Below are 25,775 nucleotides of genomic sequence, written 5' to 3'. Positions count from 1 at the left end.
CATTATGTTTGAACGGCATCGCTCGGATCAGACTGATTGGGGTCCAACAGGCCTACTTCCAAACCATTGAAAAAGGATCGATGCACCAAAGCCCATCAATGCGCGTCTTCGATATTGTCGCGCTCAAACCCAGAATCAGGGCCACCGTCGAATGAACCTCGGTGGGCGCCTCGACCTGGAACTCGATCGGCGCACTGTCGTTCTGCCACTTCCATGTCGCCGGCTCTCTGTGTCGTTGATGAACCTGGGCGGGCAGAATGTCGCAAAGCTGCCTTCCCAGTTCGATCAGGAGCGGCTGGAGCGCAAGCGCGAAGACGCATGCATGCGTGATCTGCTGCCGTTCGATCCGGCCCCGGACCTTTTCGGCAAACTGCCGCTGGAGGTTGCTCTGCTGAACCTGCCAATACTGTTCGTCAGCATCATCGAGCGAAAGACCAAGCATCTCCAGATCGATAGTGTCGAAGGACGCCGGCGAGCGATCAGGCTGCATGGCAGCGAAAATGTCCTCCCTTGCAACGAGCGCCTCATTTATGCCGATATTCGCGCCGAAACGGATTACATGAGATGTCCGGTCCGGCTGAATACCAGCTGCGATACGCACCCGCCGCTCATGGTCGTCCTTCATCCGCAGGAGAAGTTCCTTCGGATGATCATCGGGTGCTTCGTCATCGATGAGACGATGGTGTTTCGCGCAGAGCAACATGAGATTTGAAATATCTTTCGCGAGAAAAGCGGACCGGGTCGGATGTCCTCGCGCGCGTTCGGTGAGTCGGCAACAATGTGTGCGACGAAGCCGAACATCTTATCCTCCTTGCCAGACAGCAGCTCCCCAACAAGTTCGCAGTTGCAGCCACGATATTGGCAGCGGCCGGCGGCACGCGCCCAAAGCGCCCGTTGCGTCTTCTGATCGACTTTCGTCTTCGCCATTTACTCAATCCTTTCGCGAAGGGGATGCCGGCGCTGCAAACGGCCCCGGCTAATGCGGCGCTCGACGTCTTGTGGCTCGGGATGCTCTCCTCCACCTCGCCATTCGCCCTCACTTAGCCAGTCCTCGAAGTAAAACAGCCACAGCGACGTCCAGGGGACGATGGTCTGATCCAACCTCATCCAGGGCTGCCATTCATATGTTCGAGGCAGATAAAGACATAGGCGCGTGGGGCTCTGCTCGTAGACGTGAGGAAGTTTCTTTCCACCTGCCAGCAGCACCAGGTCCGGAGTTTCAATGTAAACCCGGGGCGATCGGTCAGACGCAAATTCCAGGCGTGCCCCGTATATACGGGACAATGGAGTCGGCGTGGCGCGGAAGCGCCATTCAAAGCAGCCTGAGCCAAGGGTGCCGTCGCCAGCCGACAGCAGGTTCTTCCTGAGAAGAAGGAACGGTGTTGTCACATAACCCCGCTGTCAGTAAGTGGGGCGTAGAGATAGCGGAATGAAGAATTCAGCTATCAGCTACAAGCGCCACCGTTTCCCGCAACATATCATCGCCCATTCGGTCTGGTTGTACTTTCGGTTCCCGCTGAGCCTGCGCCTCGGCCAGGAATTGCTGCTGGCGCGCATAGTCGTTTCGTATGAAATGATCCGCCGATGGGGTCGGAAATTCGGACCGGCTTACGCGAAGCAAATCCGTCGCCGGCCGCCGTCGCAGCGGGACGTCTGGCGTCTGGATGAGGTGGTGGTTTCGACCGCTGGCCGCAAACACTGGCTTTGGCGTGCCGTTGACCAAGACGGTTATGTTCTCGACGAGATCGTTTAAAGCCGACGCGATACGAAAGCCGCGAGGCGACTGCTGATCAGGCTACTAACGAAAGCAGGCATGCCGCCCAAGCGGATCGTCACCGACAAACTCCGTTCGTATGGCGCGGCCGAGCGTGACGTTATGCCGGCTGTCGAGCACCGGTCCTACCAGGGTCTCAACAATCGAGCGGAAAATTCTCATCTGCCGCTCCGAAAACGAGAACGTACGATGCAGGGTTTCCGATCAGCCGGCAGCTTGCAGCGGCTCATCTCGATCTTCTCGGCGCTCCGAAATCTCTTCGTCACCCCGCATCACAAACGATCCGCCCTGGCCACACACATTCACCGCATCCGCGCAATAGCGCATTGGTTGGAAGGCCGTGACGGGCGCGGTTGCCTGATCTCAGAGAGCCGTGGGCGTAGTTCGATCACCGCTCTATAACGTGACAACTCCGATAGGACACCTGACCGGTGTGCCAGCGGCGGCAACGCGTGAAAGGTTGTTCGGTTCCCGACTGATCGTCGCCCCCAGCGCAGAGGCGATCAGTGTCGCGAAGACCTACGACGGCGCAGGTCGCATCAGAATAAAATCCCCCCGTCTTGAAGCTGACGAGGCTGTCAACGTGGAGGGCGAGTCTGCATTCCCGTCGCCAGCTGTCGGCAAATAGCAGGGCGATGCGGGAGGAATAGCCGGCTTGACGAAACGTAGCGAAACATAAAGAGCTGCCTCGAAGGACCTTGGATGAATAGTCGTGTTGAGGGCCGGAGGAAACGCGAACGAGAATCGCTCCATCCATGAATCTGCCTCAAAACCGTTAGCTGGTCGGGAGACCTTCCGGGCGGTCAGCTTGAGACGGCGGCGATGCAGACACGGCTGCTCTACGCCGGCAAGAACCGTATGACTGCCATGCGGTTGGCAACGCTGGATTTGCCGGAAGGCAACGCCATGCGCGCGCCTGGGGAGGCTCCCGGCATGATGGCGCTCGAGATCGCCATGGACGAGATGGCTGAGAAGCTCGATATCGATCCCGTCGAATTCAGGATCATCAACGATACACAGGTCGACCCGGAAAAACCGGAGCGGCCGTTCTCCCATCGCGATCTTGTCGGCTGCCTCAGGCTCGGAGCTGAACGTTTCGGGTGGAGCGACCGGGGCAGGCCCGCGTCGCGGAGAGAAGGGAATTGGCTCATCGGGCTCGGAGTCGCCGCCGCGTTCCGAAACAACCTGCTCGTTCCATCAGGTGCGCGGGTTCGGCTCGATCGCGAGGGTGTTATCACCGTCGAAACCGATATGACGGACATCGGAACCGGGAGTTACACAATAATTGCCCAGACGGCGGCCGAAATGATGGGCGTCCCCATTGAAAAAGTCGTCGTCCGCCTGGGGGATTCCCGGTTTCCGGTGTCGGCAGGTTCAGGCGGTCAGTTCGGCGCCAACTGTTCTACCGCCGGCGTCTACGCGGCGTGTGTCAAACTCCGGGAAGCCATCGCGCAGACGCTGGGCTTCAATTCAGAGGACGCCATGTTCGAAAATGGGGAGGTCCGGTCAGGCAACAGGTCTGTGCCGCTTGCCGAGGCTGCGGGTTCCGAGGGTCTTGCCGGGGAGGACACTGTCGAATGGGAAGAGCTTGCGGACAGCCACCAGCAGTCGACGTTCGGTGCCCACTTCGTAGAGGTGGGCGTTGATATCGCAACGGGCGAAAGCCGCATTCGTAGGATGCTCGCGGTTTGCGCCGCCGGGCGCATCCTCAATCCGATCACCGCGCGCAGCCAGGTTATCGGTGCGATGACCATGGGCGTTGGCGGTGCACTTTCGGAGGAACTTGCGGTCGATCTCAGGCGCGGCTTTTTCGTCAATCACGATATGGCGGGTTACGAAGTCCCGGTACACGCCGACATTCCGCATCAGGAGGTGATCTTCATGGACGAAACCGATCCGTATTCGTCGCCCATGAAGGCCAAGGGTATTGCGGAGCTCGGTCTGTGCGGAGTTTCGGCCGCCATCGCGAACGCTATCTATAACGCCACGGGTGTCAGGGTTCGAGAATGTCCCATCACCCTCGACAAGCTGATTGGCAGTCTACCTGAGGTGACATGACAACACTGGCGACGCGTCGGTGGGGGCTGGGAGCTCCACGCGGTCTTCCTGCCAAACGGAGAGCTTCCCATTCCACCGGACCCGGTGTTGGCCGCTTTGGATCCGGCTGCGACTTCGTTCGTCAGTTGCTTGATGCGCGCGACGCCCGCGTCACGAAAAAAAGTCGGCTGCGGCGGCCGGCAGTTGCGAGAGTTTCATAATAATGATCACGCCGGAAACGGTGATTTCAGAATTTCGCGGATCTCTTTAACCGCCGACAGCAGCGTACGCACCTTGGCCCCGCCCCTCGCCGGATAGTCCTCCGCCCCTGCGCCAACAATGATTCTGTTCTCTATTTCAAGATCGTCACAGGCGACAAAGAAGCCGCGCTCGGCCTGCGGAGCACTGGCGCGTTTGACCTCGATCGCCACCTTTGGCTTGCCCGCCTGTTCAAACACCAAGTCGATCTCTGCACCGTCGGCGGTTCTGTAGAACAAGGGAGCCACATCAGGCCCAGCCGCTTCGATGAGCGTCTCAATCACAAACCCCTCCCAGCTTGGCCCGACCACGGGGTGTCCCAACAATTGATTGAGCGTGCCGATTTCCAGGAGGGCATGGACGAGGCCGCTGTCGCGGACGTAAATCTTGGGGGACTTCACTAGGCGCTTGCCGAGATTGCCGCTCCATGGCTGGAGGCGGCGAACCAGCATGAGATCAACAAGAAGATCAATGTACCGGCCAATCATGGGAGCGGACACGCCCAGACCCTGGCCGAGCCGCGCGCTGTTAAGTGTATTTCCTTGTCCGTTGGCCAACATCGTCCACAGACGACCAATCATTGCGGCCGGCATGCGCGGAGCAAACATCGGGACATCGCGCTCGAGGTAGCTCCGGACAAAAGCCTGCCGCCAGAGGTAGCTGTCCTCATCCGTTACCGCCGTCAGGCTATCGGGAAAGCCGCCGCGCAGCCACAGCCGGTCGATATCGATAGAAGCCGCTGCAGCCTCTTCCGCGCCAATCGGTGGCATCTCGAGATAAATAATTCGCCCTGCCAGGGTTTCCGATACCTGCTGGATCAGGTCTAAAGATGCTGAGCCTAGCAACAGAAACTGCATGGACCGCTCGCCCCCGGCGCGCCGATCGTCAACGATCCCGCGCAGTTCGGCAAACAGTTCAGGCAGCCGCTGCACCTCGTCCAGCACCGTCAGATGTCCGGCCTGGGCTTGAAGGAATGCTTCCGCATCTTCCAGTTTTCGGCGGTCCGCTATACGTTCCAGATCCAGATAGAGTGTGCCTTTCGCCCGATCTGCGAGTTTGCGGGCAAGCGTGGTCTTACCAACCTGTCGTGCGCCAATTAGCGCGACGACGGGCGCGCGTTCCAGGGCTCGCTCAAGGGCAGCTTCGATACGAGGTCGCGGTATAATCATTGCCGTAAATCGTAAATCATGGTTTTGATTTGCGGTCAATACTTGAGCCGGTTCCCTTGGGCAGGGACCGCTCTACATGAGCCAGGCTTCCCGCCTGCGAAGAGATCGACGACAAGGCTAAGGCCTTTCTCGACAGGCTCATTGAAGGCGACAGGTCCTATCTGTGGATCGACGCCAACCATCTAAAAGTCTGACGCGGCGGGCGTTTCGTCTCGGTGATCTGAGCCCTTCAAACTGGACCGATTTTGGCTGGAGCTTTCCGGGGGTTTTCCTGGCTGGAAAAGCAACGGAAGACGATGAAGGCATCGCAGTTTTCGGACGCTCAGAAAGGCGTTCATCCTGAAGCAGGGTGATGAGGGTGTGTCGGTCGCAGAAATCTGCCGTAAGGCGGGCATCAGCCAGGCGACCTATTTCAATTGGAAGAAGAAGTATGCCGGCCTCCCGACGAGGCGACCTGCGGTGCCGATTGCAGCCCATCCGCGACCGCAGGCGCTGTCGTTCTCGTCGTGTCCTTCCCATGAGAACTCGGCGCAGGGCGATCCGTCGCGTGCACCATAGCGGACTCGAGGAGGCCCTTGAGTGCCCCGAAGGCGTTTTCGGCGTCCGCGGCACCGTCGATGCGCCTCCTCGACGAGATCAAGGAAGCCACTGTCCCAATTGTCCATTTCGACGACGCGCCAGCCGCCGGCGAAGGCGGGCCATTAACCGGTCTCCGCCACCAGTTTCGGCAGCCGAATCAGGTCATAGGCGGCAGCTGCAAAAGTGAAGGCCCAACCGACGCCGCCGGCCTAGCCTTGATCCAGCCGTCGGCGCGGGGCTCGATCATGCAGCGCCGCAATCCTTCCGGCGTGGCCGCGTGCCTCGGTCCGGCAGGCATCTACCAGTAGGCCACGCCGATTCTCCATCAGGCCATGCCCCATGAAACACAGCTTCGTCTCCTTGCCGTTGCCTTTCTTGCAAAGCCGGGCGTCCGGGTCGGTCGTCGAAATGGAAATCTGCCTCTGCATTCCGGCCACCACGTCCGGTCGGCGGCGCGCCCGAACCATCCTTCGGCTTCATGGCCGCCCAAGCTTCAATCAGCGTGCCGTCAACTGAGAAGTGGTCGGTGGACAACAGGCGCCTGACCTTGGGCTGGGATAGGATCGCGCTCAGGAACTTCGCGGAGATGTCGCCTTCGAGCAGCCGGTCTCGGTTCTTCGAGAACACCGAATGGTCCCACGCCGCATCGTCGATGCCGATGCCGACGAACCAGCGAAACAGGAGGTCAGGCGCTCCCGTCAAGCGTATCAAATAGAAGGCCTGCAGCAGCATCGGCGAAGCAACTTCTCAGGCGCGATCGACGGCCGACCGATTGGCGAATCCGCCGCGCATACTCCGTCCACTCTAAAGCGGTCGGCCGCCCCGCCGAGTCGTACGAAGCCTGGGGCACCCAGACGGATAGCCATTGTCGTTTGTCGCGTTCGACATCATTTCCGGGTTGCGAAATGCTCGAGCAACTCGGTGTCGCGGACGCCGTAGCTGTAGAACCGGAGCAACTCCCGTCCGAGGGTCATCGCCCGCTCGCTGTGGGGTTCAATGCGGTGGTGAACTGTCGCCCGGCGAAAGACATGGCGCAGCACGCGCACGTCACTGCGATCGTAGACCGTCGGTTGATGATGGGAATGCCGGTTCATTTGGGCGAAAGTCATGGTTTCCTCCCTGCCTACAGGCGGAAGAAGCCAACTCCCTACCGTCGATGCCTGTTGTCGGAATTATCAATGGTAGATTAATTGTACGCAGTTTCACACAGAAGTCGAGTCGCGCGACGGCTATCTATCTTATTTGCGACGCGCAGTTCAGTCGGCGACTGTTCGAAAACGGCGGCTGGCTGCCTCGCGAGGTGCTATTGGTAGCTATGCCTCCCGAAGCCGACAATAAGGACTGATTTCAGAGCTGCCTCGTTGTGTTCTCCGCTGAGCTGTATGAGCCCTCGGCCCAGCGAACGCGCGCGTTCGCTCTCAAGGGGAAAACGGCAGGCTCGGTCCGCCGCGCTGGGCTAGGCGCCCGCGGCGCTAGGCTTTGAAGAACAGCCCCGCCAGTCGGGGTGCAAGGAAGCTTGGCAACGCCAGACGGCCTCGGCTTGACTAGCGTTTCGGTGGTGCTTCAAGGCAATCCGAGTGCGTCACTTGCATCGACTATGGCGAGGGGCGTGCCCAGGCTATCGGTGATATTGATGCTCAAATATTTTGTGCGCTTGCCAACCGCTAAGTCGTCCCCCATCATTTCGAACAAGCTAGCTCTAGCGTCGGCTACGGCGGCGTCTAGGTCCACAAACGTAAGTTCTCAGAATCAGCTTCCATGCCTTCAGTCGTCCGGATGTGAAAGAAAAAGCGTGGCATTTGAATTGCTCCGATCGGCGACGGCTGATCGGATTGCGCAATCCTCCTCCGCAGTTCGCCTGGTCATCAATTCTAATCCCGGGGTTTGTTCCTGTCCTGTAGAGAAAGCCTTGCTCGATGCTCTGATCGCCAATCTGCGTGCCCGTGACATTGTATCTGCCCGAGAGGTCGATCTAATGCGCTCGACAATCATGCGTGGAGCAGGCGCCCGCCGAGCCGTCCTCGCCGTCGACCGAAGCAAGCGCACGGTCGCAGCGATCCGGCAAACTCCGCACCAACGGAGACGGGGACCCGACCCCCGCCCTCCGGCACTGGCGGCGAAAGCCAGCGCGTGACGCCCCATGGCACGCGACGGCCCCGGCACAACAGCAGTAGGGATAGAGGAGCTGACCCGGCTGGTTACGCTGGGCTGTATACCTGACGGAAAACGCTGCTCTTCCCGGATCGCTCAGGCGGTTCGCAGCGCTCTCATTCAATGCTTTCGCGCAGGTCTCGACCCTGGCCTAGCCGTCCCCGCAGGTCAGCGCAGCAGTCCCTGCCCGCCGTCGATCCACAGCGGCGTTCCGGTGATGTGGCGCGAGGCTGGGGAGACGAGGAAGGCGATCGCCCCGGCCACGTCGCCGGCGGTGCCGGGTGCGCCATCGGTGATCGGAATGTCGCCTTCCGGCCAGATCACCGGGATCTCCGTCTCGTCCGTGTACCGCCGGTCGGTGTTGTCGTCGATGTTGGTCTCGATCGCTCCGGGGCAGACGGCATTGATGCGGATATGGGCCTTGCCGAGCTCGAGCGCGAGTTGCTGCACCATGGCGACCTGCGCCGCCTTGGTCGCGGAATAGGCGGTTGCGCCGGGGGTCGTGAAAGTCCGGGTGCCGTTGATGGAGCCGACGACGACGATGGAGCCGCCGCCGGTCTTCTTCAGGTGCGGCACCGCCACATGCAGGGTCAGGTAGGTGCCGCGCAGGTTGACGGCGATCGTCTCGTCCCATTCGGCAGGCTTCAAATCGTCGATCGGCGCCCACACGCCGTTGATGCCGGCATTGGCGACCACGATGTCGAGCCTGCCTTCCGCCCCGACCAGCCGCTCGACGGCCGCAACCATCTCGTCCTGCCGGGACACATCCGCCTTCAGCACATGGCAGCGCCCGCCCGCGGCCTCGATCTGCCTTCCCGCCGCTTCCAGTTCGTCTGCGGATCGCCCGAGTGCCCCGATGACGGCGCCCTGTTGCGCGAGCAGGATCGCCGTCGCCCGGCCGATGCCCGATCCGGCTCCCGTTACGAGTGCGACACGGCCCGCCAGCTGCATTCCGATTTCTCCCTCACAGTTTGCGGCGGGGCCGGCGCGAGAGGAAGGCGAGAAGCCGACCCTCCTCTGCCCTCAAGCCTTGGGGCGAAGCCGCCTGCCGCCTGCCCGACGAAAGGGGTGCGGCGCGTCCGGAGAGCGCAAGCACGTCGGGATGGATGTAGCTCGAACGGCAAATCGCGGGCGTATTGTGCAGGACCGCGGCGGCGGCTTCGCTCATCCGGCGGATCGTCGGGCGCTCGTTTGCCTCCAACATCCGGCGCGCCTCGGCAAAGGCCGCAAGCGTGCCCGCCCAGGTGCGGAATGTCTTGGCGGTGACCGGCAGGTCCATGTGTTCGGCGAGGTAGGCATTCAGCCGTCCGGAATCGACCGGTCGAACGGCTCCGTCCTCTCCCATCCAGACGAACAGCTGCCGCCCCGGCAGGTCCGAGACCGCCTCGAGGATGCGGTGCAGGCGCGGATTGCGCAGGACACGGCGCACCCGCTTGCCGCCCTTGGCGGTGAACCGCAGTTCGATGCCGTCCTCGGCCAGCCGCACGTGCCGCTTCAGCAGCGTGGTGGCGCCATAGGTGCGGTTTTCGGCGGCATAGGCTGAATTGCCGACTCGCAGGTGCACCTCGTCCAGGAGCGTCACGAGACCGGCCAGGATCGTGTCGGGATCGCTGATCGGTCCCTCGATATGCCGGCGCAGGATGCGGCGCAGCTTCGGCACGGCGAACGCGAACGGCACCAACTGCTGGAACTTGTCGGCACTCCGCAGCGCCTTCCAGTCGCTGTGGTAGCGGTATTGCTTGCGACCGCGCCCATCCAAGCCAGTCGCCTGCAAGTGTCCGTTCTCCAGCATGCAGATCCAGACGTCGCGATAGGCCGGTGGCAATCCGAGTGCTGCGATGCGCATTTTGACGTCTGGATCGTCCACGAGCGTGCCGCACGGAAGGCGATAGCAGAAGCCGCGGCCGCGTTGCTCGCGCCGGATGCCCGGCTCGCTGTCGTTGACGTAGGTCAACCCGATCTTCTGCAGCGTGCGATCGAGCATCGCCGGCGCTCCCGTCTCAGGACGCCGACTGGAATGCAAGGACGCATTCGCCGGGGACCTTTACCGTCTCCTCTGCCGCGACCGGCTCGAAGGGAGCCTGCGCCCCGGTGTCGAGCACGCGCGTCCATGCCTGAGCGCCGTTGACGGCGGGCAGTCGTAGTTCGCATTCGCCGCCGGCGTTGAAGACGATCAGCAACTGGTCGAGGATCTTGCCGGTGTCCCCGTTGGTCCCGACTTTCGCGAGATAGAGGACCACCATGCGGCGGCCGGCCTGGCCCCATGCCTCCTCGTCCATTGGCGCGCCGTCCTCGCCGAACCAGGCGATCTCCCTCGGACCCTCGTTGTCGCCGTTCAGGAACCGCTCCGGCCGCAGGCAGCCGTGCTGCTTGCGGAAGGCGATCATCCGCCCGCAGAAATCGACGAAAGGATCGTCGCGGCCGCTCCAGTCGGTCCAGCCAATCTCGTTGTCCTGGCAATAGGCGTTGTTGTTGCCGCCCTGGCTGTTTGCGAGTTCGTCGCCGCCGAGGATCATCGGTACGCCCTGGCTTAGAAGCAGCGTCGCCATCATGTTGCGGCGCCGCCGGGCGCGGGCGGTGTTGATGCCGTCGTCGTCGGTCGGCCCCTCCCATCCCATGTTGTGGGAATGGTTGGCGGAGTGGCCGTCCTGGTTGTCCTCACCGTTCGCCTCGTTGTGCTTGCCGTCATAGGAGACGGTGTCGGCGAGCGTGAAGCCGTCATGCGCGCTGAGCAGGTTGATGGAGGTGGTCGCGCCGCGGTCGGAATGGTTGAACTGCACGGCCGAGCCGGTCAGCCGCTGCGAGACGCAGGCGATCATCCCCTCGTCGCCCTTCCAGTAGCGGCGCACGTCGTCACGGTACTTGTCGTTCCACTCGCGGAACGGATGCGGGAAGCCGCCCACCTGGTAGCCGCCGTCGCCGACGTCCCAGGGCTCGGCGATCAGCTTGACGCCGGCCAGCACCGGGTCCTGCCGGATCGCATCGAAAAAGCCGCCGTCCCTGTCGAACTCGACATGCCGGGTGCGGCCGAGCGTGGAGGCAAGGTCGAAGCGGAAACCATCGACATGCATGACCCCGACCCAATAGCGCAGGCTGTCGAGCACCATGCGCAGGACCATGGGATGAGCGACATTGAGGGTGTTGCCAGTGCCGGTCGTGTCGTAGCTGTGGCGCTTGTCGTCGGGCGAGAGGCGGTAGTAGCTGAGATTGTCCAGGCCGCGGAAGCTCAGCGTCGGGCCGCGTTCGGACCCCTCGGCGGTGTGGTTGTAGACCACGTCCATGATGACCTCGATGCCCGCGGCATGAAACCGCTTCACCATCGTCTTGAACTCGGTGATCCGGTCGCCCGCCATGAACCGGGGCTGCGGCGCGAAGAAGCCGAGCGTCTGGTAACCCCAGTAGTTTCGCAGACCCTTTTCGAGGAGGTAGCGGTCGTCGGGGAAATACTGGATCGGCAGCACTTCGACCGCCGTGATGCCGAGCTTGGTCAGATGGTCGATGATCGGATCGGAGCACATGCCGAGGAAGGTGCCGCGCAGGTTCTCGGGCACGTCGGGATGCAGCATGGTCATGCCGCGCACATGGGCCTCGTAGATGATCGTGTCGGTCCAGGGGCGGCGGATCGCCAGGTCGCCGTCCCAGTCGAAGTTCGGGTCCTGGACGACGCCCTTGACCATGAAGGGCGCGCTGTCACGCTCGTCGAAGGACATGTCCTCCTCCGCCGCACCGATCCGGTAGCCGTAGAGCGCGTCGTCCCAGGCAAGCTCGCCCATCACCTGCTTGGCGTAGGGATCGAGCAACAGCTTGTTGGGATTGAAGCGGTGGCCGGCGGATGGATCATAGGGGCCGTGGGCGCGGTAGCCATAGACCGTCCCTGGCCTGAGGCCTGCGACATAGCCCGACCAGATGTCGCCCTCGCGCTTCGGCAGCGGCATGCGCGCCGTCTCTTCCTTGCCGTCGGGCGAGAACAGGCACAGGTCGACCTGCTCCGCATGGGCGGAAAAGACCGCGAAATGCACGCCGTCGCCCGTGAACTCGGCGCCTAGCTCGGGCTTGAGAAAGTCGAGTTCGGAAAAGGAAATGGTCATCTTGGTCCCGCCCCATCGTTGCTTGAGTTTGGTGTCCGGCCCCAGGAGTGGAGGCGGCCAGCTGCGGTGCCGGGCACGGGACGTCATCTCTCGGCAGTCCCCTCAGGCCCGGCTGGCCTGCTGGCGCGTCAGCAACGCGACACCGCCGCGAAAGTTCCGCGACCGGACGTTTGCGATGCGGAACCTTTGCGGCAGTGCACCGTTCCGGGACCGATGCGGACATCCGGGGGAGATGGCATGGACTGGTCGGAACTGCCCAGAAGCTGGGGCGCAACCTTTCTGGGCGACGGCCGGGTCCGGTTTCGCCTGTGGGCGCCCGCGCAGGCTTTCGTTTCCGTGGCGTTCGACGACCGCGATGTGGACATGCGCCCCGTCGCCGATGGATGGTTCGAGGTGGACGTCACCGGCCTGACGCACGGCACGGCCTACCGGTATCGGCTCGCCGACGGGACCTGCGTCGCAGATCCCGCCTCCGCCGCCCAGAAAGACGATGTGTTCGGCTGCTCGCTCGTGATCGACCAGCAGCGCTACCGGTGGCAGGACGACGGCTGGCGCGGCCGGCCCTGGCACGAGGCGGTCATCTACGAGGTCCATATCGGCACGTTCACGCCGGAGGGCACCTTCCGCGGCGCGATCGCGAGGCTCGACAGCCTCAAGGCACTCGGCATCACCGCCATCGAGATCATGCCGGTGGCGCAGTTTTGCGGCCGGCGCGGATGGGGATACGACGGCGTGCTCCACTATGCGCCGCACAACGCCTATGGCGGGGTCGAGGATCTGAAGGCGCTCGTGGACGCAGCCCACGCCCGCGGCATCATGGTGTTCCTCGACGTCGTCTACAACCACTTCGGCCCGCAGGGCAATTTGCTTTCGCAATACGCTCCTCAGTTCTTTCATCCGGAGCGGCAGACGCCCTGGGGCGCGGCCATCGCCTTCGAGGAACCGGCCGTCAGGCGCTATTTCATCGAGAACGCGCTGTACTGGGTCGGAACATTCCATCTTGACGGCCTACGCCTGGACGCGACCGGGCAGATGGTCGACCCGAACGACCGGCACATCCTGGAGGACATGGCGCTCACGCTCCGCCATGCCTTTCCTGACCGCCACATTCATCTCGTCACGGAGGATCCCGCCCATCCGGCGCTGTTGCGCCGGGGCAGGGATGGCCGCCCGCCGCTCTACACCGCCGCATGGAACCATGACCTGCACCATGTCCTGCACGTCGTGGCGACCGGCGAGGAAGCCGGTTACTTCGCGCCCTTCGCCCGGGAACGGTGGAGCGCGCTGGAGGCTGCAATCACCGGCCGGGTCCGCGCTTCCTCCACCGGCTCAAGCGATCATGGCCTTGCGGTGCCGCTGGAGCCTTCGATGCAGGTCGTCTTCCTGCAGACGCACGACCAGGTCGGCAACAGGGCGTTCGGGGAGCGGCTCGCTGCGCTGACGGACCAATGCGTGCTTCGCCAGATGACGGCTCTGCTGCTCCTGTCGCCCCAGGTGCCGCTGCTCTTCATGGGCGAGGAGTTTGGCGAAGCCGGCCCCTTCCACTTCTTCCTGGACCAGGACAAAGCGACGTCGCAGGACCTGCGCGAGAGCCGCCTGCGCGAGGCGGAGAACTTCGGCGGCGTGGCCGCGGGCATCATGGCCGCGGACCTGCCGGATCCGCGCGATCCTGCCACCTTCGAGCGCTCCCGACCCGACTGGTCGCGCGCCGATCATCCCGAGGGCCGGCGGCAGGCAGAACTGGTACGGGCGCTCATCGCCTTGCGACAGGCCCATGTTGCACCGCTCATCGCAGACCCCGGAGGCATCGACGCGGAGGTGATACCAACGGCTCCGGGCGTGCTGGCGGTCGACTGGCGGGCCGGCACGACGGTCCTCCGGCTCCGCGCGAACTTCCTGGATGGCGACTGCATAGCGCCGGACGCGCCGGGAACCATCATCTTCGCAACGCCGGGCAGAAGGGGCGACAGCGGCGAATTGCCCGCGCATGGCCTGCTCTTCGCCCTCAAACGGGAGGCTTCGGAATGAGGCCGGAGAAACGCGGATTTCGCGACACGAGCCGGGAACTTTCCTTTCCCCGCGCCATTGGTGGGGCGGAAAGGCAGGTTATCATGATCCCGTCCCATCAAAAACTGAACGTGCACTACGATCCGGCCAGCAGGACCGCGCTGCTTCAGTGCGGAATGCGCAGCAAAGTCCTTCGCGACCTGCACACCCTGCAGACGGCGGAAGATGCGGCGCGCGCATTCGCGATCACTCATTGGGGCTATGTCGACCGGGACGAGGCGGATCCCGGGCAGCCTCGCCCGGCCGGAACCGCTTGAACGAACAACTCGATGGTGCGCGCGTATCGTAAACGCAGTGACCGCTCCGAATTGATGCCGGGCATCGAGCATCGGTCACACAAGGGGCTCAACAATCGCGCCGAAAATTCCCATCTTCCCGTGCGGCGGCCGCGCTGTTCGGACCGCCGGAGCGGATGGGCTGATGAATTGCAGCATCAGTCCGCCAGCGCGGACCGGGGGGAGGAGCGGGGTGCCCGGCGGCGGTGCGAAGCCTGAAGACCGGTGAGCCTGTGGCGCTAGCCGGTGGAAAGACGGCTGCGGCGCTGTCGAACTCTTCAGCCGGCTAAATTTAGGCGCGCTGGAAAATCTTCCGCCCGATTATGCCGTCGCTCGTGCGGACGGACATCATCAGCGCGATCCTGTTCAGGAGGTTCGTCTCGCTCGACCACCTGCCGATTTCGCCGTACCTCGCAGGCTCAATCAGTGACCCCACCGTGGGGGGCTGGCGCTTCCCGGCCATCACGGCCCGCAAAGCGGAGAATGGAGCACGTCGGATGAGCCGCCATCGAATGAGCGGCTGGCGGTCCTGCAATCCGCGGAACGAAGCTGATCCCGCTGCAGCCGATACCGCCGCTCGTTGACTTCGTGTCGGATCAAGGCGCCGATGGTCGCACTTCCGCGGCGTGGGGGTCGTTCACCATTGCGTGCGCGAATGCCTTGGGCTTGTCGCCCGATCCATCGGCCTCCCGCTTGCGGGTCGTCCTGGATCGTGCCGTCCACGAGCGCGGCAAGCTCGCTCCGCATGCCGCATTTCTCGCGGCCCCGTGCCGACCCTGCGCATGGAATGGCGACGATAATGTTCGGCCTCGAAGGTTTGGGTGCCTTCCGGCCAAACAACCATGACAGCGCAGAATTACGCCCTCGTTACAGCCGCATGCGGGGAGGTGGTCCCCGCCAGCGTGGCGGCGCCAATGCGTCCGATGTCTCCGTCGGCCTCGTCGCTTGCGCCCGAAACGCCGATGGCCCCTATGATCTCGTCGCCCACCTTCAGCAGCACTCCGCCATCGAGTGGAATGCCGTTGGGAATGCAAAGCAGGGCGAGGCGGCCGTCGCCTTCCACCACGTCCTGGAATTGCCGCGTGTGGCGGCGGAAAAGCACAGCGGTGCGTGCCTTGAGCGTAGCGATCTCGACGCTGCCGACCTGTGCGTCATCATCGCGATGCAACAGAACGAGATGTCCGCCGTCATCGACGATTGCAATGACGAGCCGCAGGCCCCGCTTCTTCGCCTCCGTTTCACAGATGGCAGCGACGGTCTTTGCAGCCTCAATCGTCAGCTTCGTCTTCGTGGCGAGCATCTTTTCCTCCATCTATGAAATTGCGGTACCGAGCGTCCGGGCCCAGCCAAGCCCGCTGTCCGTGGCGGCGCGGGGCTTGTATTCGCAGCCCACCCAGCCACGATAGCCGAGGCGGTCGAGTTCGCGGAAAACGTTGGCATAGTGAATCTCTCCTTCGTCGGGTTCGGCCCGGCTCGGGACAGCGGCAATCTGGACGTGACCTATGATGGGCAGGTGGGTTGCCAGCTTACCAAAGATGTCTCCTTCCGAAACTCCGACGTGGTAGACGTCAAACATGATTTTGACGTTCGGCGCGTCGACCTCGTTGATGATTTCCGCCTTTTCACCAATCGTGGAATAGAAATAGCCGGGCCTGTCACGTTGGTTGATGCCTTCGAGGACAAGCATCATCTCCGGCGCGCGGGAAGCCGCTTTTCGCAGGTTTTCGACGAGCACCGATCGGCCGGCGTGCTTTTCTTGCGGCGCCACGACACCAGCCATGACATGGATCACTGAGGCGCCAGCCGTGCGGCCCCATTCGAGAGCCTGTTGAAAGCCGACTTCGAAATCGGCCTGGCGGCCGGGGACGGCACCAAGGCCGAACTCGCCCTTCTCGGATTGACCGACCGGCGTATTTAGCCCGAGAAGGACAAGGCCGTGCTCTGCGCAACGGTCCTTTACCCTGTGAGCCGAAACGTCATAGGGCCAGTGCAGTTCGATGGCGCGAAATCCTGCAGCCGCAGCAGCGTCGATACGATCGAGCAGCGGGCGGTCGGGCCAGAGAAAACCGAGATTGGCAGAAAACCTGGGCATGATTCACCGCAACTTGAAGGTGGCGTCGAGGTCGGCGACGGCTTCGGGTGGCAGATGCCGAACCTGCATGCCCCGGGTCAGGAGTGCCAGTTTGGCGGCCTCTTCGAGCTCCTCTATGGCGAAGGCCGCAGCCTCGACAGTCAAGCCCGACACCACCGGACCATGGTTCTCGAGAAGAGCCGCGCTGCTGTTGGCGACGATGCTTGCTACCAGCGGCTTGATGGCCGTCGATCCTGGGCGCGTGTACGGCACGAGAGGAACCTTTCCGACACGCATCACGACATAGGGAGTTATCGGTGGCAGCGCGTCGCGCCGGTCGATGTCCGAAAGGCACGAAAGAGCTGTTGCGTACGTCGAGTGCAGGTGGATCACCGCCCCGCACTGGCGGCCCTCATAGAAAGCGAAATGCAGCGGTATTTCCTTCGTCGGAGGATCTCCGGAGATGTGGTTGCCCTCGACGTCGAGCTTCGACAGGCGTTCGGGCTTGAGGAATCCGAGACAGGAATTCGTCGGCGTCGTGATGAACCCATCTTCGACGCGCGCGGAAATGTTGCCGGACGAGCCGGCGGTGAGCCCGCGTTCGAAGAATGACTTGCCCCAACGGACGATGTCGGCGCGGATGGCGTCCTCGTTCATGCTTGTCCCACCTCGTGCAATGCTTTCTCGAAGAAATCGGGAGCGCCGAAATTGCCGCTTTTTAGCGCCAGGCCCAGCGGGCCGTTGCGATCACCAATGAGCACCGGCACCCCCGGGTCGATTTCGCGGCCAACGCGCATACTGGACAGTTCCAGCGCCTCGACGACCGCGCCCGATGTTTCGCCTCCGCCGACGACGATACGCCGCGTGCCGGTGTCGGCGAGGTGACGGGCAAGATCGGCGAAGAAGCGCTCAATCCGCTCGGCCACGGCGTCTCTGCCGAACCGCGTCTGTGTGTCCGCAATGGTATCGGGTGCCGCAGTGGAGTATACGATGGGAGTCTGCCGTCCCTGGTCACTGATCCATGCAGCGACATCGTGGAGAGGAAGGTCCCCCCGCATGAGCGCGTTTGTATCTACGGCGTAGGACGGATGACTAGCGGCGAAGGTGGCGACCTGTTGCTGCGAGGTGGCGGAGCAGGAGCCGCACAGCACAATTCCCGGGCCTTCCACAGTGGGAACGATTTCTGGCCTCGCGCCCAGCCTGCCTTTTGCGCGAAAATTCTGCGGTAGGCCCTGCGCTATGCCGGATCCGCCGGTGATTAGCTTGTGATCGGCAGCTGCGGCGCCGATCGTTAGAAGGTCCTCGTCGGCTATCGCGTCTGTGACGATGAGGCGGCGTCCGGCATCCCGTGCCGCTCTGAAGGCTCCGCGCAGTGCATCGGTGCCGGCGCGAACGGTATCGAGGGCAATGGCGCCCACCTCGCCCGAGGTCTGATGCGCCAGCCACCGCCGGATGTCGGGATCCGTCATCGGTGTCAGCGGGTGGTATCGCATCCCCGTTTCGGAAAGAAGCTGGTCCCCCACGAAGAGGTGCCCCATGAAGATCCGACGACCGGCACCGGGAAAGGCCGGACACACGATGGCGAGTTCCGTCCCGAGGAGGTCCAGCAGCGCCTCGGCGACAGGGCCGATATTGCCCTGCGGCGTGGAATCGAACGTGGAGCAGTACTTGAAGACAATCTGCTCGCAGCCCTGATTTAGAAGCCAGCGCGCCGCCGCTACAGACTGCGAAACGGCATCGCAAGCGGCGATGGAGCGCGTCTTGAGTGCCACCACACCTGCTTCGCAGTTCGGCACGGCTTGGCCGATGCCGGAAAACTGCACCGTCGACATGCCGCCTTTGGCGAGCGTGTTGGCAATGTCGCTCGCTCCGGTGAAGTCGTCCGCAATGACACCGAGCAACATGTCAGGCGTGCTCCCGGATGCGATTTCCCAGTTCATCCTCGATATGGACGCGGATGATCTCCTCGAACGATGCCTCGCCTTGAAAGCCCAGCGCTTCGGCGCGCCGGGTGTCGAAACCCTGTGGCCAGCCGGCTATGATGCTGGCGATCGCTTCGTTCGGCTCGCGGCGGATGAGTTGCGTGGCGCCATCGCCGGCAACCCGGCGCAGAGCCTCGATCTGGTCGCCGACCGTCGCCGACAGGCCCGGCATGGTGATCGTGCGCAGATGGCCGAGCGATCTCGTATCAATTTCCGCGGCATGCAACAGGAAGCGGGTGGCTGCGCGCGGGCTTGCAAACCAGTGGCGCACCGTCTCACTGACAGGAAGGATGGCCTCCTCTCCGATCAGAGGCTCGCGCAGGATCGACGAGAAAAAGCCAGAGGCGGCCCGGTTGGGCTTGCCCGGTCGGATCGAAATCGTCGGCAGGCGAATGCCGATGCCGTCGAGGATGCCCTTGCGCGAATAGTCGGCGAGGAGAAGTTCGCCGATAGCCTTCTGGGTGCCGTAGCTCGTCAGCGGCGTGACGCAATGGGTGTCGCTGATGATCGGGGGCAGGGGCTCGCCGAACACCACGATCGACGACGTGAAAACGACGCGTGGGGTGTAGGGGCGCTCCATGCCCTCGTGACGGATGGCTTCGAACAGTGAGAGGGTTCCGTCGAGATTGACCCGGTAGCCCTTCTCGAAATCGGCTTCTGCCTCGCCGGAGACGACGGCCGCCAAATGGAAGATTATGTCTGGCCGCAGCGAGATAAGGCGCTTCGCAGCGCCGGGGCGAGAGAGATCGCTCGCGATTGTCTCGATCTCGCCGTCGAAATCAGGTCGTTCAGGTGCGACGATATCGGCGAGCGTCAGATAGCGTATCGGCTTGCCATTGACCGTGCCGGCCTGCAACAGGGCGTGCACCAGCTTGCGGCCGATCATGCCGGCCGCGCCGATTACCAATATTCTCATGTAAGCGGGCTCCCTTACTTTCTGCCGATGGCGTTGAAGGGCACTGCGTCTGCGGGTTTCCTTGCCGCCTCCGCGAGGCCGCCTTCATCGATGGCGCGAGATGTGTCGTGAATTCGAAGGATATGTTCGGAAAAAGCCGCGGCCACCGCTTCCGGATTTCGCATTTTCAGCGCACGCACGATGAACCGGTGATCTTCCAGGCTTTTCTCGATTGCGCCCGGTTCGCCCATCGCAATCCGGCGATGATCGAGCATGTAGGTGTAGAGATCGACGACGAAGTCCGCGAGCAGCTTGTTCGTCGATGCATAGTAGATCGTCAGATGGAACTCGCGGTCGCAGATCAGGAAGCGGACGGGGTCGTCCAGAGCCTGCTCTTGTGCGGCGATCGAATCTTCAAGGCGCCGAATGTCGTCAGGTCCCAGGTTGCGGGCAGCATCGGCGGCGACCGCCGTTTCGACCAGCAGCCTCGCCGCATGCACCGCCGCAAGGCTATATCCGTTGATGGACGTCGGATTGGTAACGCCGATGCGCTGTGTGCTGACTGCGACGTCGATGCGCGAAACGCGGGTGCGTGCGCCCTGCGAGACTTGGACCACGCCCTCGCCAGCGAGAAGTTGTATCGCTCCGCGGACGGTCTCCCGGCTGACTGCCAGCATGGTGGACAACTCCCGCTCGCTCGGCAATTCGTCGCCTCGCTGCAGAATGCCCGACGCGATCATGGAAACGATCTTGTCTCGGATCATTTCCTTGGCTGTCTGCTTGTGCAGCGTCTCGTGTAGAGGGGACAACGGAAGGCTGGGCATTGGCACACCATTACTGGACTGATTTATAGTCCAGTTAAACTATTCGAGCGTGACTGTCACCTCCCGCCTCAAAAAAAATCTCGTGCCTTTCCCTTCGCCACTACCCGGCAGGCGCGGCAAGCAGGAAGGGAGAGGTCGGCCGGAAAGAAGGTGGTCTTGGTTGCAAAATATCCTGTTACAGCAGTTATTTATATTTGCTCGTCTCGTTGCTTCGATTTCGTGGTGGGTCGGCCAGAACGAAGAATCTCGGGCCGCAACGAAAATTCCGGATCTGTAAGATCCGCCGAATAACATTCAGCCTCATCAAAAAAACTTAACTGGCCTGCTGCCTCTACCAGTTGACAAGTTTGTGGACCAACACTAGCGTGCACCTCGTCAGTCGCGAACTCGGGGTTTGCGGTGGTTCGCCGAGGAGTGGCGAACCCTGGCGGGGAGGATTTGGAGAATGGTTTCGATGGTCTTCGGGCGGCCCGTCATGACGGGATCGCCGAGATGAGTGCTGTGCACGCGAATGCCGCTATCGAGCTTGCCGATGGCGAACGGCGGGAAGTCCTGGTGGCCCGTGGAGTGACCAAGTCGTTCCCGGGCGTCCTTGCCCTCGACAATGTCGATTTCGATGTGCGCGCCGGAGAGGTGACCGCGCTCCTGGGTGAGAACGGTGCAGGCAAGTCGACCCTGATCAAGCTGATGGCGGGTTTCTATACTCCGGACCGCGGCGAGATCACCGTTGATGGCGTGCCTCTGCAGGCAGATCCGGCGGCGGCGCACCGTATCGGCGTCGCGACAATTCATCAGGACGCCCATCTCGTGCCCGCTATGTCCGTCGCCGAAAACATCATGCTGGGTCGCTGGCCTGGGCGATATGGCTGGCTTTCCATCCAAAAGCAGAAGCGGAAGGCGCGGGCGGCTGTCGCGCGCGTCGCGCCGCACCTCAATATCGCAACGCCGGCCGGCCGCTTGTCTTCGGCAGACCAGCAACTGGTGGAGATCGCTCGGGCCATTTCGGAAGATTCGAAGATCCTTGTGATGGACGAGCCGACCACGTCGCTCTCGCCGCCGGAAATCGAGCGTCTATTTCGTGTGGTGGACGACTTGAAGGCCAATGGCCTTGGGATCGTGTTCGTGTCGCACTGGCTGGAGGAAGTGTTTGCCATTGCTGACCGCGTCACTGTTCTCAGGGATGGGCGGCTGATAGGAACGAAGCCGATTTCGGAGCTGGATCACGACAAGGTCATCCGCATGATGGTCGGCCGTCAGGTGCATGTAACCAAACATAAGCCACGCCCGGTCGGTGAGGTGGTTTTGCGGGTCAGTAACCTGACGCGTGAAGGCGTGCTTGACAACGTTTCCTTCGATGTCAGGGCTGGTGAAATCGTCGGCATGTCGGGGCTTGTCGGTGCGGGCCGAAGCGAGCTTGCTTCCTGCGTCTTCGGCATCGATCCCTATGATGAAGGGAGCGTCGAGATCGCTGGGACGCGTGTACAACAAAACAATCCCAAGGCTGCGATTGACGCCGGCATCGGCCTTGTTCCCGAGGACCGGCGCCGGCAGGCCCTGGTCGGCCTGATGAGCGTGCGCAGCAACATGACGCTCAGCCTGTTCGACAAGGTTTCTCGCTATGGTTTCCTGTCGAATGCGTTGGAAGACGAGATTGCCGAACGTGAAATGCGCAGCCTCGCGGTGAAGGCGGCCTCCTCGAAGGTGCGCGTGTCCACATTGTCAGGCGGCAACCAGCAGAAGGTCGTCCTCGGGCGCTGGCTTGCGCGGCAGCCGAGACTGCTGATCCTCGATGAGCCAACCAAGGGCATCGACGTCGGCGCCAAGTCGGAAATCAGCGAGCTCATCCTTCGGCTTGCGGAAAGCGGAATGGCGATTTTGCTGATCAGTTCGGAGCTGCCGGAAATCCTATCGTTGTCGGATCGCGTCCTGGTGATGCGCTCTGGGAGGATATCCGCCGCGCTCACCCGTGAGCAGGCTACCAGCGAAACCATCATGAGCTATGCGACAACGGGCTGAACCGGGAGAAATTTGAATGGCACTGGAGAACACACCGATGAGCGATATCGCCCCGGACGCAGGTAACAAACTTCCCGCGCTTCGCGGCCGCATATCCTTCATCGACCTCATGCAGAGCGTCGGACTGCTTGCCGTCATTCTGCTTGGCGGCGGCATCATGAGTATTCTCAGCCCGGTTTTTGCAACCATGCGGAACATCGAGAACGTTCTGCAGTCGGCGACGATCATCGCGGTCGTGGCGATTGGCCAGACCTTCGTCATCCTCGTTGCCGGCATCGACCTCTCTGTGGCGTCCGTACTGGTGCTTTCTTCGGTGCTTTCGGTGGGGCTCGTACAGTTTCAGGGCTTCTCGCCGGAAATCGGCATCCTCGTTGCGTTGATGGCGGGGCTCGCAATCGGCCTGGTCAACGGGCTAGCCGTCACGAAGCTGCGCATCCCGGCGCTGATTGCGACACTTGCCACAATGACGATCGGTCGCGGCCTCGCCTACATCTACTCCGGCGGAACGAACATTGCGCCAGTGCCGGCCTTCTTCGTCGATCTTCAGGCCGCCCGCATTCTTGGAATTCCGGCGGTGATCGTTCTGACCCTTGCGCTGGCGCTCGTTGCCCAGATTGTCCTTTCCCGCACCTCGTTTGGCCGATCCGTCTATGCAACCGGCGGAAATCCACTGGCCGCGCGCCTCGCCGGGATCAATACCGAACGTGTCATCATCATCGCCTTCATGATCTCGGGGTTGATGTCGGCAATCGCGGGGCTCTTGATAACGGCACGGTTCGAGGCGGGTGCTGCGACGGCGGCCCAGGGGCTGGAACTTGCCGTCATCGCAGCGGTGGTCATCGGTGGCGTCAGCCTTTTCGGGGGGGAGGGCAACATGGGAAGCATGCTTCTCGGGGTGCTGCTGCTTGGCTTGGTCCAGAATGCCGTCAACTTGCTCAACGTGCCGCCGAACTGGGACTCCGTCGTCTCCGGATTGGTGATTGCTGCAGCCGCTGCGCTGGATGTTTATCGACGCAGCTATCTGGAAGCGGGAATGCGTAAAAAGGTGATCGCCACCAAAGCTGCCAAATCGCAGAGGGCCTGAAGGGGCGGAGCGGTGGCCGCCGCACCAAGGGCCAAATCAGCGTAACCAAATGAAATGACGCCCTTGCAGGCGAACGGGATCGCTTTGCCTGAAAGCGGGTAGGGCGGGAATGGCAAGCCACCAGAATGTGGTGGATCACGGGTCCAATTGGGAGGAAACAGGATGGACACCAAGACCAGAATGACAGCGACACGCCGTACCCTCTTGCAGCTTGCAGCCGGTACCGCCCTGATGCTGACGGGCGCCGTTGCGCTGCCGGGGCACGCGTCTGCGGAAGACAGCGCCCTGAAGGGCAAGAACCTCGCCTATATCGCCTTCGGACTGCAATACGAATACCAGGTCACGCTCGTCGAGCATGTGAAGAAACTGGCCGCCGAGAAGGGCATGAACATCTCCGTCTATGACGGAAAGGGGGATCCCTCGACGCAGACGACCCAGCTGCTGGACGTGCTTTCGAAGTCGCCGGACATCATTCTGCTCAACCCGGTAGATGCCAAACTTCTCCAGGGTGGCGTCCGCAAGGCCAACGAGGCGGGAATTCCGCTCTTCATGCTCGAAAACCTGCCGCCGGAAGGCGAGTGGGTGGCCTACAATACCTTCGACGACGTTGCCGGCGGCCGGGCCGCTGCCGATGCGGTGGCCAAGCTGACGGGCGGCAAGGGCCGCGTCCTGGAGATTCGCGGGGCGATCGGTTCGGGCCAATCCGAGAAGCGCTACCAGGGTTTTCATGAGCAGATGGAGGCGAAGTATCCCGATATTACGATTGAAACCCTGAAGGCAGAATGGACCGCGGACAACGCGCAGACCCTGACCGTCGACGCTTTTACACGTGATCCGAATGTCGCGGCCATCTGGGCCCACAATGACGAAATGATCCGCGGCGTCGTCTCGGCGCTTCGCCAGATCGACAGACTGAAGCTTGCGGGCGAAGAAGGCCACATCCCGGTGATCGGCTTCGACGGTACCCCGCTCGGCCTGCAGCGCATCCGCGAAGGAACGCAGACGGCCGACGTGGGCCAGAATCCGTTCTCCATGGGCTCCTCCATCATCCAGGAAATGGAGAACCATTTCAGCGGAAAACCGGTGAACAAGAACACCCTGATCCAGCCGGTCATGATCTGGAAGGAGAATGTCGACAGCGAGGAAAACTGGGGCAACATGGTCAAGGGTTGACCTTCTGGAGCAGGCGGGACGCGCGTCGCGTCCCGCCCGATGCAAAATTGAGCGAACGGATTGATGCATGACGACAGACATCATGAAACCCGACCATGCCCGGAACATGCGGCTCATCGGACATTCAGATCAGGGCGGTCGCCGCGATGGCATCCAGGTGATGGTGGAAGGCGGCTTTGCCTATATCGGCCATTTGTTCAGCCAGGGTTTTTCGATCGTTGATGTTCGCGATCCCGCCAATCCGAAACCGGCTGGCTACGTTCGGGCGCCGGCGAACACCTGGAATGTGCATCTGCAGGTGGCCGATGGCCTGCTGCTTGTCATTCACGGCAAGGATGTCTTCGCCGATGCGGCCTTTGCTGACGAAGCCTCCTACTACAAGGCGGCGGCAGGCACGGCGCTGGGGACAGCGGCGCCGACGTCGTCGCGGAATTGGGATGCCGGACTTGCGGTGTACGACATTGCAACCAGTCCCGGCGTGCCGCGCCGCATCGGCTTCATGCCAGTCTCAGGAGGTATTCATCGGATCTGGTGGACGGGAGGCAAGTGGGCCTACGTTTCCGCGCTGCTCGACGGCTATACCGACTTTATCTTCATGACGGTGGACATGTCCGATCCATCCAATCCGCGTGAAGCCGGCCGCTATGCGTTGCCGGGAATGCACCAGGCGGCGGGCGAGAAGCCGTCATGGCCGGCCAATGCGAAGTTCGGCCTGCACCATGCCATTGTCGATGGACATATTGCCTGGGGCGCATGGCGCGACGCCGGTCTTGTGGTGATGGATGTCGCGGACCGGGCGAACCCCTCACTGATCCGTCACGTCAACTGGTCGCCACCCTTTCAGGGCGGAACGCACAATTGCCTGCCGATCGCCGGCCGGGACTTGCTGGTGGTGCTTGATGAGGCGGTACTCGATGATTTCGAGGACGGGCTGAAGAACATCTGGATCTTCGATATCAAGGATCCCGCCAATCCGGTGCCGATCGCCACCATGCCGCCGCCCTCGGATCAGGACTATACCCACAAGGGCGCACACTACGGGCCGCACAACATTCACGAGAACCGGCCGGGAAGCTTCCAGAGTTCCTCGCTGATCTTTTCAACATGGCAGAACGCCGGCGTGCGAGTCTTCGACATTTCCAACGCATACCAGCCGAAGGAAGTGGGTGCTCTTGTGCCGCCCGCGCCTGTCGGACTCATGGACAAGCGGCCGGGCAAGAAACCGATCATCCAGTCCTGCGATATCTTCGTCGACAAGAGCGGTCTCACCTATGTGACCGACTACAACGCAGGTCTCTACATCATGGAATATACCGGCTGAGCTCCGCGCCG

20 protein-coding genes and 6 pseudogenes are annotated in these 25,775 nt (G+C 62.3%); 10 read left to right on the top strand and 16 right to left on the bottom strand.

Features of this window, described 5'->3' with window-relative positions:
- Window positions 1-52 precede the first annotated feature (52 nt).
- Both CRO48_RS33110 and CRO48_RS33105 read right to left on the bottom strand, forming a co-directional pair.
- Window positions 53-625 (bottom strand): SAVED domain-containing protein, encoded by a 573-nt coding sequence (locus CRO48_RS33110; protein WP_245423694.1) that lies wholly within the window; start codon window positions 623-625, stop codon window positions 53-55.
- Window positions 622-927, bottom strand: a complete 306-nt coding sequence (locus tag CRO48_RS33105; protein WP_245423693.1) for a hypothetical protein — start codon at window positions 925-927, stop codon at window positions 622-624. The genes CRO48_RS33110 and CRO48_RS33105 overlap by 4 nt, the downstream gene beginning before the upstream one ends.
- A gap of 502 nt (window positions 928-1,429) precedes the next feature.
- Here CRO48_RS33105 and CRO48_RS27955 point away from each other — a divergent pair.
- Window positions 1,430-2,135, top strand: a pseudogene (locus CRO48_RS27955) (IS6 family transposase).
- A gap of 416 nt (window positions 2,136-2,551) precedes the next feature.
- Window positions 2,552-3,832 (top strand): annotated as a pseudogene (locus tag CRO48_RS27950) (molybdopterin cofactor-binding domain-containing protein); the annotation flags it as partial.
- 206 nt (window positions 3,833-4,038) lie between these two features.
- Here CRO48_RS27950 and CRO48_RS27945 read toward each other — a convergent pair.
- Window positions 4,039-5,238 (bottom strand): ATP-binding protein, encoded by a 1,200-nt coding sequence (locus tag CRO48_RS27945; protein ID WP_097142974.1) that lies wholly within the window; start codon window positions 5,236-5,238, stop codon window positions 4,039-4,041.
- A 296-nt stretch (window positions 5,239-5,534) separates the two neighbouring features.
- Between CRO48_RS27945 and CRO48_RS27940 the strand changes: the two are divergent.
- Window positions 5,535-5,679 (top strand): annotated as a pseudogene (locus CRO48_RS27940) (transposase); the annotation flags it as partial.
- Here CRO48_RS27940 and CRO48_RS33100 read toward each other — a convergent pair.
- The 7 genes and pseudogenes from CRO48_RS33100 to glgX form a co-directional block, all read right to left on the bottom strand.
- Window positions 5,646-5,903: pseudogene (locus CRO48_RS33100) on the bottom strand (hypothetical protein). The pseudogenes CRO48_RS27940 and CRO48_RS33100 sit on opposite strands and share 34 nt — an antisense overlap.
- 36 nt (window positions 5,904-5,939) lie before the next feature.
- Window positions 5,940-6,596, bottom strand: a pseudogene (locus tag CRO48_RS27930) (transposase); the annotation flags it as partial.
- A 108-nt stretch (window positions 6,597-6,704) separates the two neighbouring features.
- Window positions 6,705-6,926, bottom strand: a complete 222-nt coding sequence (locus tag CRO48_RS27925; protein ID WP_097142973.1) for a hypothetical protein — start codon at window positions 6,924-6,926, stop codon at window positions 6,705-6,707.
- Between the two features lie 454 nt (window positions 6,927-7,380).
- Window positions 7,381-7,548, bottom strand: coding sequence for a DUF6894 family protein (locus CRO48_RS33585; RefSeq protein WP_407071961.1), 168 nt, complete (start codon window positions 7,546-7,548; stop codon window positions 7,381-7,383).
- A gap of 588 nt (window positions 7,549-8,136) precedes the next feature.
- Complete coding sequence (locus CRO48_RS27920) at window positions 8,137-8,919, bottom strand: SDR family oxidoreductase (protein ID WP_097142972.1); 783 nt, start codon at window positions 8,917-8,919, stop codon at window positions 8,137-8,139.
- A gap of 13 nt (window positions 8,920-8,932) precedes the next feature.
- Window positions 8,933-9,952, bottom strand: coding sequence for a DNA topoisomerase IB (locus CRO48_RS27915; RefSeq protein ID WP_097142971.1), 1,020 nt, complete (start codon window positions 9,950-9,952; stop codon window positions 8,933-8,935).
- Between the two features lie 16 nt (window positions 9,953-9,968).
- Window positions 9,969-12,056, bottom strand: a complete 2,088-nt coding sequence (gene glgX / locus CRO48_RS27910; protein ID WP_097142970.1) for a glycogen debranching protein GlgX — start codon at window positions 12,054-12,056, stop codon at window positions 9,969-9,971.
- A gap of 237 nt (window positions 12,057-12,293) precedes the next feature.
- On the opposite strand from glgX, the gene treZ reads away from it, so the two are divergent.
- The 3 genes and pseudogenes from treZ to CRO48_RS33580 all read left to right on the top strand — a co-directional run.
- Complete coding sequence (gene treZ, locus CRO48_RS27905) at window positions 12,294-14,084, top strand: malto-oligosyltrehalose trehalohydrolase (RefSeq protein ID WP_176526927.1); 1,791 nt, start codon at window positions 12,294-12,296, stop codon at window positions 14,082-14,084.
- Complete coding sequence (locus CRO48_RS27900) at window positions 14,081-14,380, top strand: hypothetical protein (protein ID WP_097142968.1); 300 nt, start codon at window positions 14,081-14,083, stop codon at window positions 14,378-14,380. Before treZ ends, CRO48_RS27900 begins: the two co-directional genes overlap by 4 nt.
- A 42-nt stretch (window positions 14,381-14,422) precedes the next feature.
- Window positions 14,423-14,509: pseudogene (locus CRO48_RS33580) on the top strand (IS6 family transposase); the annotation flags it as partial.
- Window positions 14,510-15,254: 745 nt separating this feature from the next.
- Here CRO48_RS33580 and CRO48_RS27890 read toward each other — a convergent pair.
- The 6 genes from CRO48_RS27890 to CRO48_RS27865 are packed head-to-tail and all read right to left on the bottom strand — an operon-like array spanning window position 15,255 to window position 20,170.
- Complete coding sequence (locus CRO48_RS27890; protein ID WP_097142980.1) at window positions 15,255-15,698, bottom strand: GlcG/HbpS family heme-binding protein; 444 nt, start codon at window positions 15,696-15,698, stop codon at window positions 15,255-15,257.
- Between the two features lie 12 nt (window positions 15,699-15,710).
- Window positions 15,711-16,490, bottom strand: coding sequence for a hydroxypyruvate isomerase family protein (locus tag CRO48_RS27885; RefSeq protein WP_097142966.1), 780 nt, complete (start codon window positions 16,488-16,490; stop codon window positions 15,711-15,713).
- 3 nt (window positions 16,491-16,493) lie between these two features.
- Complete coding sequence (gene otnC, locus CRO48_RS27880) at window positions 16,494-17,126, bottom strand: 3-oxo-tetronate 4-phosphate decarboxylase (RefSeq protein WP_097142965.1); 633 nt, start codon at window positions 17,124-17,126, stop codon at window positions 16,494-16,496.
- Window positions 17,123-18,373: a 3-oxo-tetronate kinase gene (otnK, locus tag CRO48_RS27875; protein WP_097142964.1), complete on the bottom strand. Its 1,251-nt coding sequence runs from the start codon at window positions 18,371-18,373 to the stop codon at window positions 17,123-17,125. The genes otnC and otnK overlap by 4 nt, the downstream gene beginning before the upstream one ends.
- Window position 18,374: 1 nt before the next feature.
- Window positions 18,375-19,367, bottom strand: coding sequence for a D-erythronate dehydrogenase (gene denD, locus CRO48_RS27870; RefSeq protein WP_097142963.1), 993 nt, complete (start codon window positions 19,365-19,367; stop codon window positions 18,375-18,377).
- A 14-nt stretch (window positions 19,368-19,381) separates the two neighbouring features.
- The gene (locus CRO48_RS27865) at window positions 19,382-20,170 is read right to left on the bottom strand and encodes a FadR/GntR family transcriptional regulator (protein ID WP_097142962.1); all 789 of its coding nucleotides are present in this window, start codon (window positions 20,168-20,170) and stop codon (window positions 19,382-19,384) included.
- Between the two features lie 414 nt (window positions 20,171-20,584).
- Here CRO48_RS27865 and CRO48_RS27860 point away from each other — a divergent pair, with 414 nt between their 5' ends.
- The 4 genes from CRO48_RS27860 (at window position 20,585) to CRO48_RS27845 (ending at window position 25,764) form a co-directional block, all read left to right on the top strand.
- A complete protein-coding gene (locus tag CRO48_RS27860; RefSeq protein WP_245423692.1) occupies window positions 20,585-22,186 on the top strand; it encodes a sugar ABC transporter ATP-binding protein in 1,602 nt (533 codons plus the stop codon).
- Window positions 22,187-22,202: 16 nt separating this feature from the next.
- Window positions 22,203-23,270: an ABC transporter permease gene (locus CRO48_RS27855; RefSeq protein WP_245423691.1), complete on the top strand. Its 1,068-nt coding sequence runs from the start codon at window positions 22,203-22,205 to the stop codon at window positions 23,268-23,270.
- 162 nt (window positions 23,271-23,432) lie between these two features.
- Window positions 23,433-24,443 carry a sugar ABC transporter substrate-binding protein gene (locus CRO48_RS27850; RefSeq protein WP_097142961.1) on the top strand — a complete coding sequence of 337 codons (1,011 nt, stop codon included), beginning with the start codon at window positions 23,433-23,435 and terminating at the stop codon, window positions 24,441-24,443.
- A 67-nt stretch (window positions 24,444-24,510) separates the two neighbouring features.
- A complete protein-coding gene (locus CRO48_RS27845) occupies window positions 24,511-25,764 on the top strand; it encodes an LVIVD repeat-containing protein (RefSeq protein WP_176526925.1) in 1,254 nt (417 codons plus the stop codon).
- Window positions 25,765-25,775: the final 11 nt, after the last annotated feature.

This window comes from Rhizobium subbaraonis, assembly GCF_900220975.1.
Lineage (GTDB): Bacteria > Pseudomonadota > Alphaproteobacteria > Rhizobiales > Rhizobiaceae > Mycoplana > Mycoplana subbaraonis.
Note: the sequence above shows the minus strand (reverse complement) of the source record. Positions and strands in the feature narration are given on the sequence as shown.

Bases quoted from the DNA above. Each gene is read 5' to 3' on its own strand.
- CRO48_RS33110 (WP_245423694.1), bottom strand. From the start codon at position 625: ATGAAGGACGACCATGAGCGGCGGGTGCGTATCGCAGCTGGTATTCAG.
- CRO48_RS33105 (WP_245423693.1), bottom strand. From the start codon at position 927: ATGGCGAAGACGAAAGTCGATCAGAAGACGCAACGGGCGCTTTGGGCG.
- CRO48_RS27945 (WP_097142974.1), bottom strand. From the start codon at position 5,238: ATGATTATACCGCGACCTCGTATCGAAGCTGCCCTTGAGCGAGCCCTG.
- CRO48_RS27925 (WP_097142973.1), bottom strand. From the start codon at position 6,926: ATGACTTTCGCCCAAATGAACCGGCATTCCCATCATCAACCGACGGTC.
- CRO48_RS27920 (WP_097142972.1), bottom strand. From the start codon at position 8,919: ATGCAGCTGGCGGGCCGTGTCGCACTCGTAACGGGAGCCGGATCGGGC.
- CRO48_RS27915 (WP_097142971.1), bottom strand. From the start codon at position 9,952: ATGCTCGATCGCACGCTGCAGAAGATCGGGTTGACCTACGTCAACGAC.
- glgX (WP_097142970.1), bottom strand. From the start codon at position 12,056: ATGACCATTTCCTTTTCCGAACTCGACTTTCTCAAGCCCGAGCTAGGC.
- treZ (WP_176526927.1), top strand. From the start codon at position 12,294: ATGGACTGGTCGGAACTGCCCAGAAGCTGGGGCGCAACCTTTCTGGGC.
- CRO48_RS27900 (WP_097142968.1), top strand. From the start codon at position 14,081: ATGAGGCCGGAGAAACGCGGATTTCGCGACACGAGCCGGGAACTTTCC.
- CRO48_RS27890 (WP_097142980.1), bottom strand. From the start codon at position 15,698: ATGCTCGCCACGAAGACGAAGCTGACGATTGAGGCTGCAAAGACCGTC.
- CRO48_RS27885 (WP_097142966.1), bottom strand. From the start codon at position 16,490: ATGCCCAGGTTTTCTGCCAATCTCGGTTTTCTCTGGCCCGACCGCCCG.
- otnC (WP_097142965.1), bottom strand. From the start codon at position 17,126: ATGAACGAGGACGCCATCCGCGCCGACATCGTCCGTTGGGGCAAGTCA.
- otnK (WP_097142964.1), bottom strand. From the start codon at position 18,373: ATGTTGCTCGGTGTCATTGCGGACGACTTCACCGGAGCGAGCGACATT.
- denD (WP_097142963.1), bottom strand. From the start codon at position 19,367: ATGAGAATATTGGTAATCGGCGCGGCCGGCATGATCGGCCGCAAGCTG.
- CRO48_RS27865 (WP_097142962.1), bottom strand. From the start codon at position 20,170: ATGCCCAGCCTTCCGTTGTCCCCTCTACACGAGACGCTGCACAAGCAG.
- CRO48_RS27855 (WP_245423691.1), top strand. From the start codon at position 22,203: ATGGCACTGGAGAACACACCGATGAGCGATATCGCCCCGGACGCAGGT.
- CRO48_RS27850 (WP_097142961.1), top strand. From the start codon at position 23,433: ATGGACACCAAGACCAGAATGACAGCGACACGCCGTACCCTCTTGCAG.
- CRO48_RS27845 (WP_176526925.1), top strand. From the start codon at position 24,511: ATGACGACAGACATCATGAAACCCGACCATGCCCGGAACATGCGGCTC.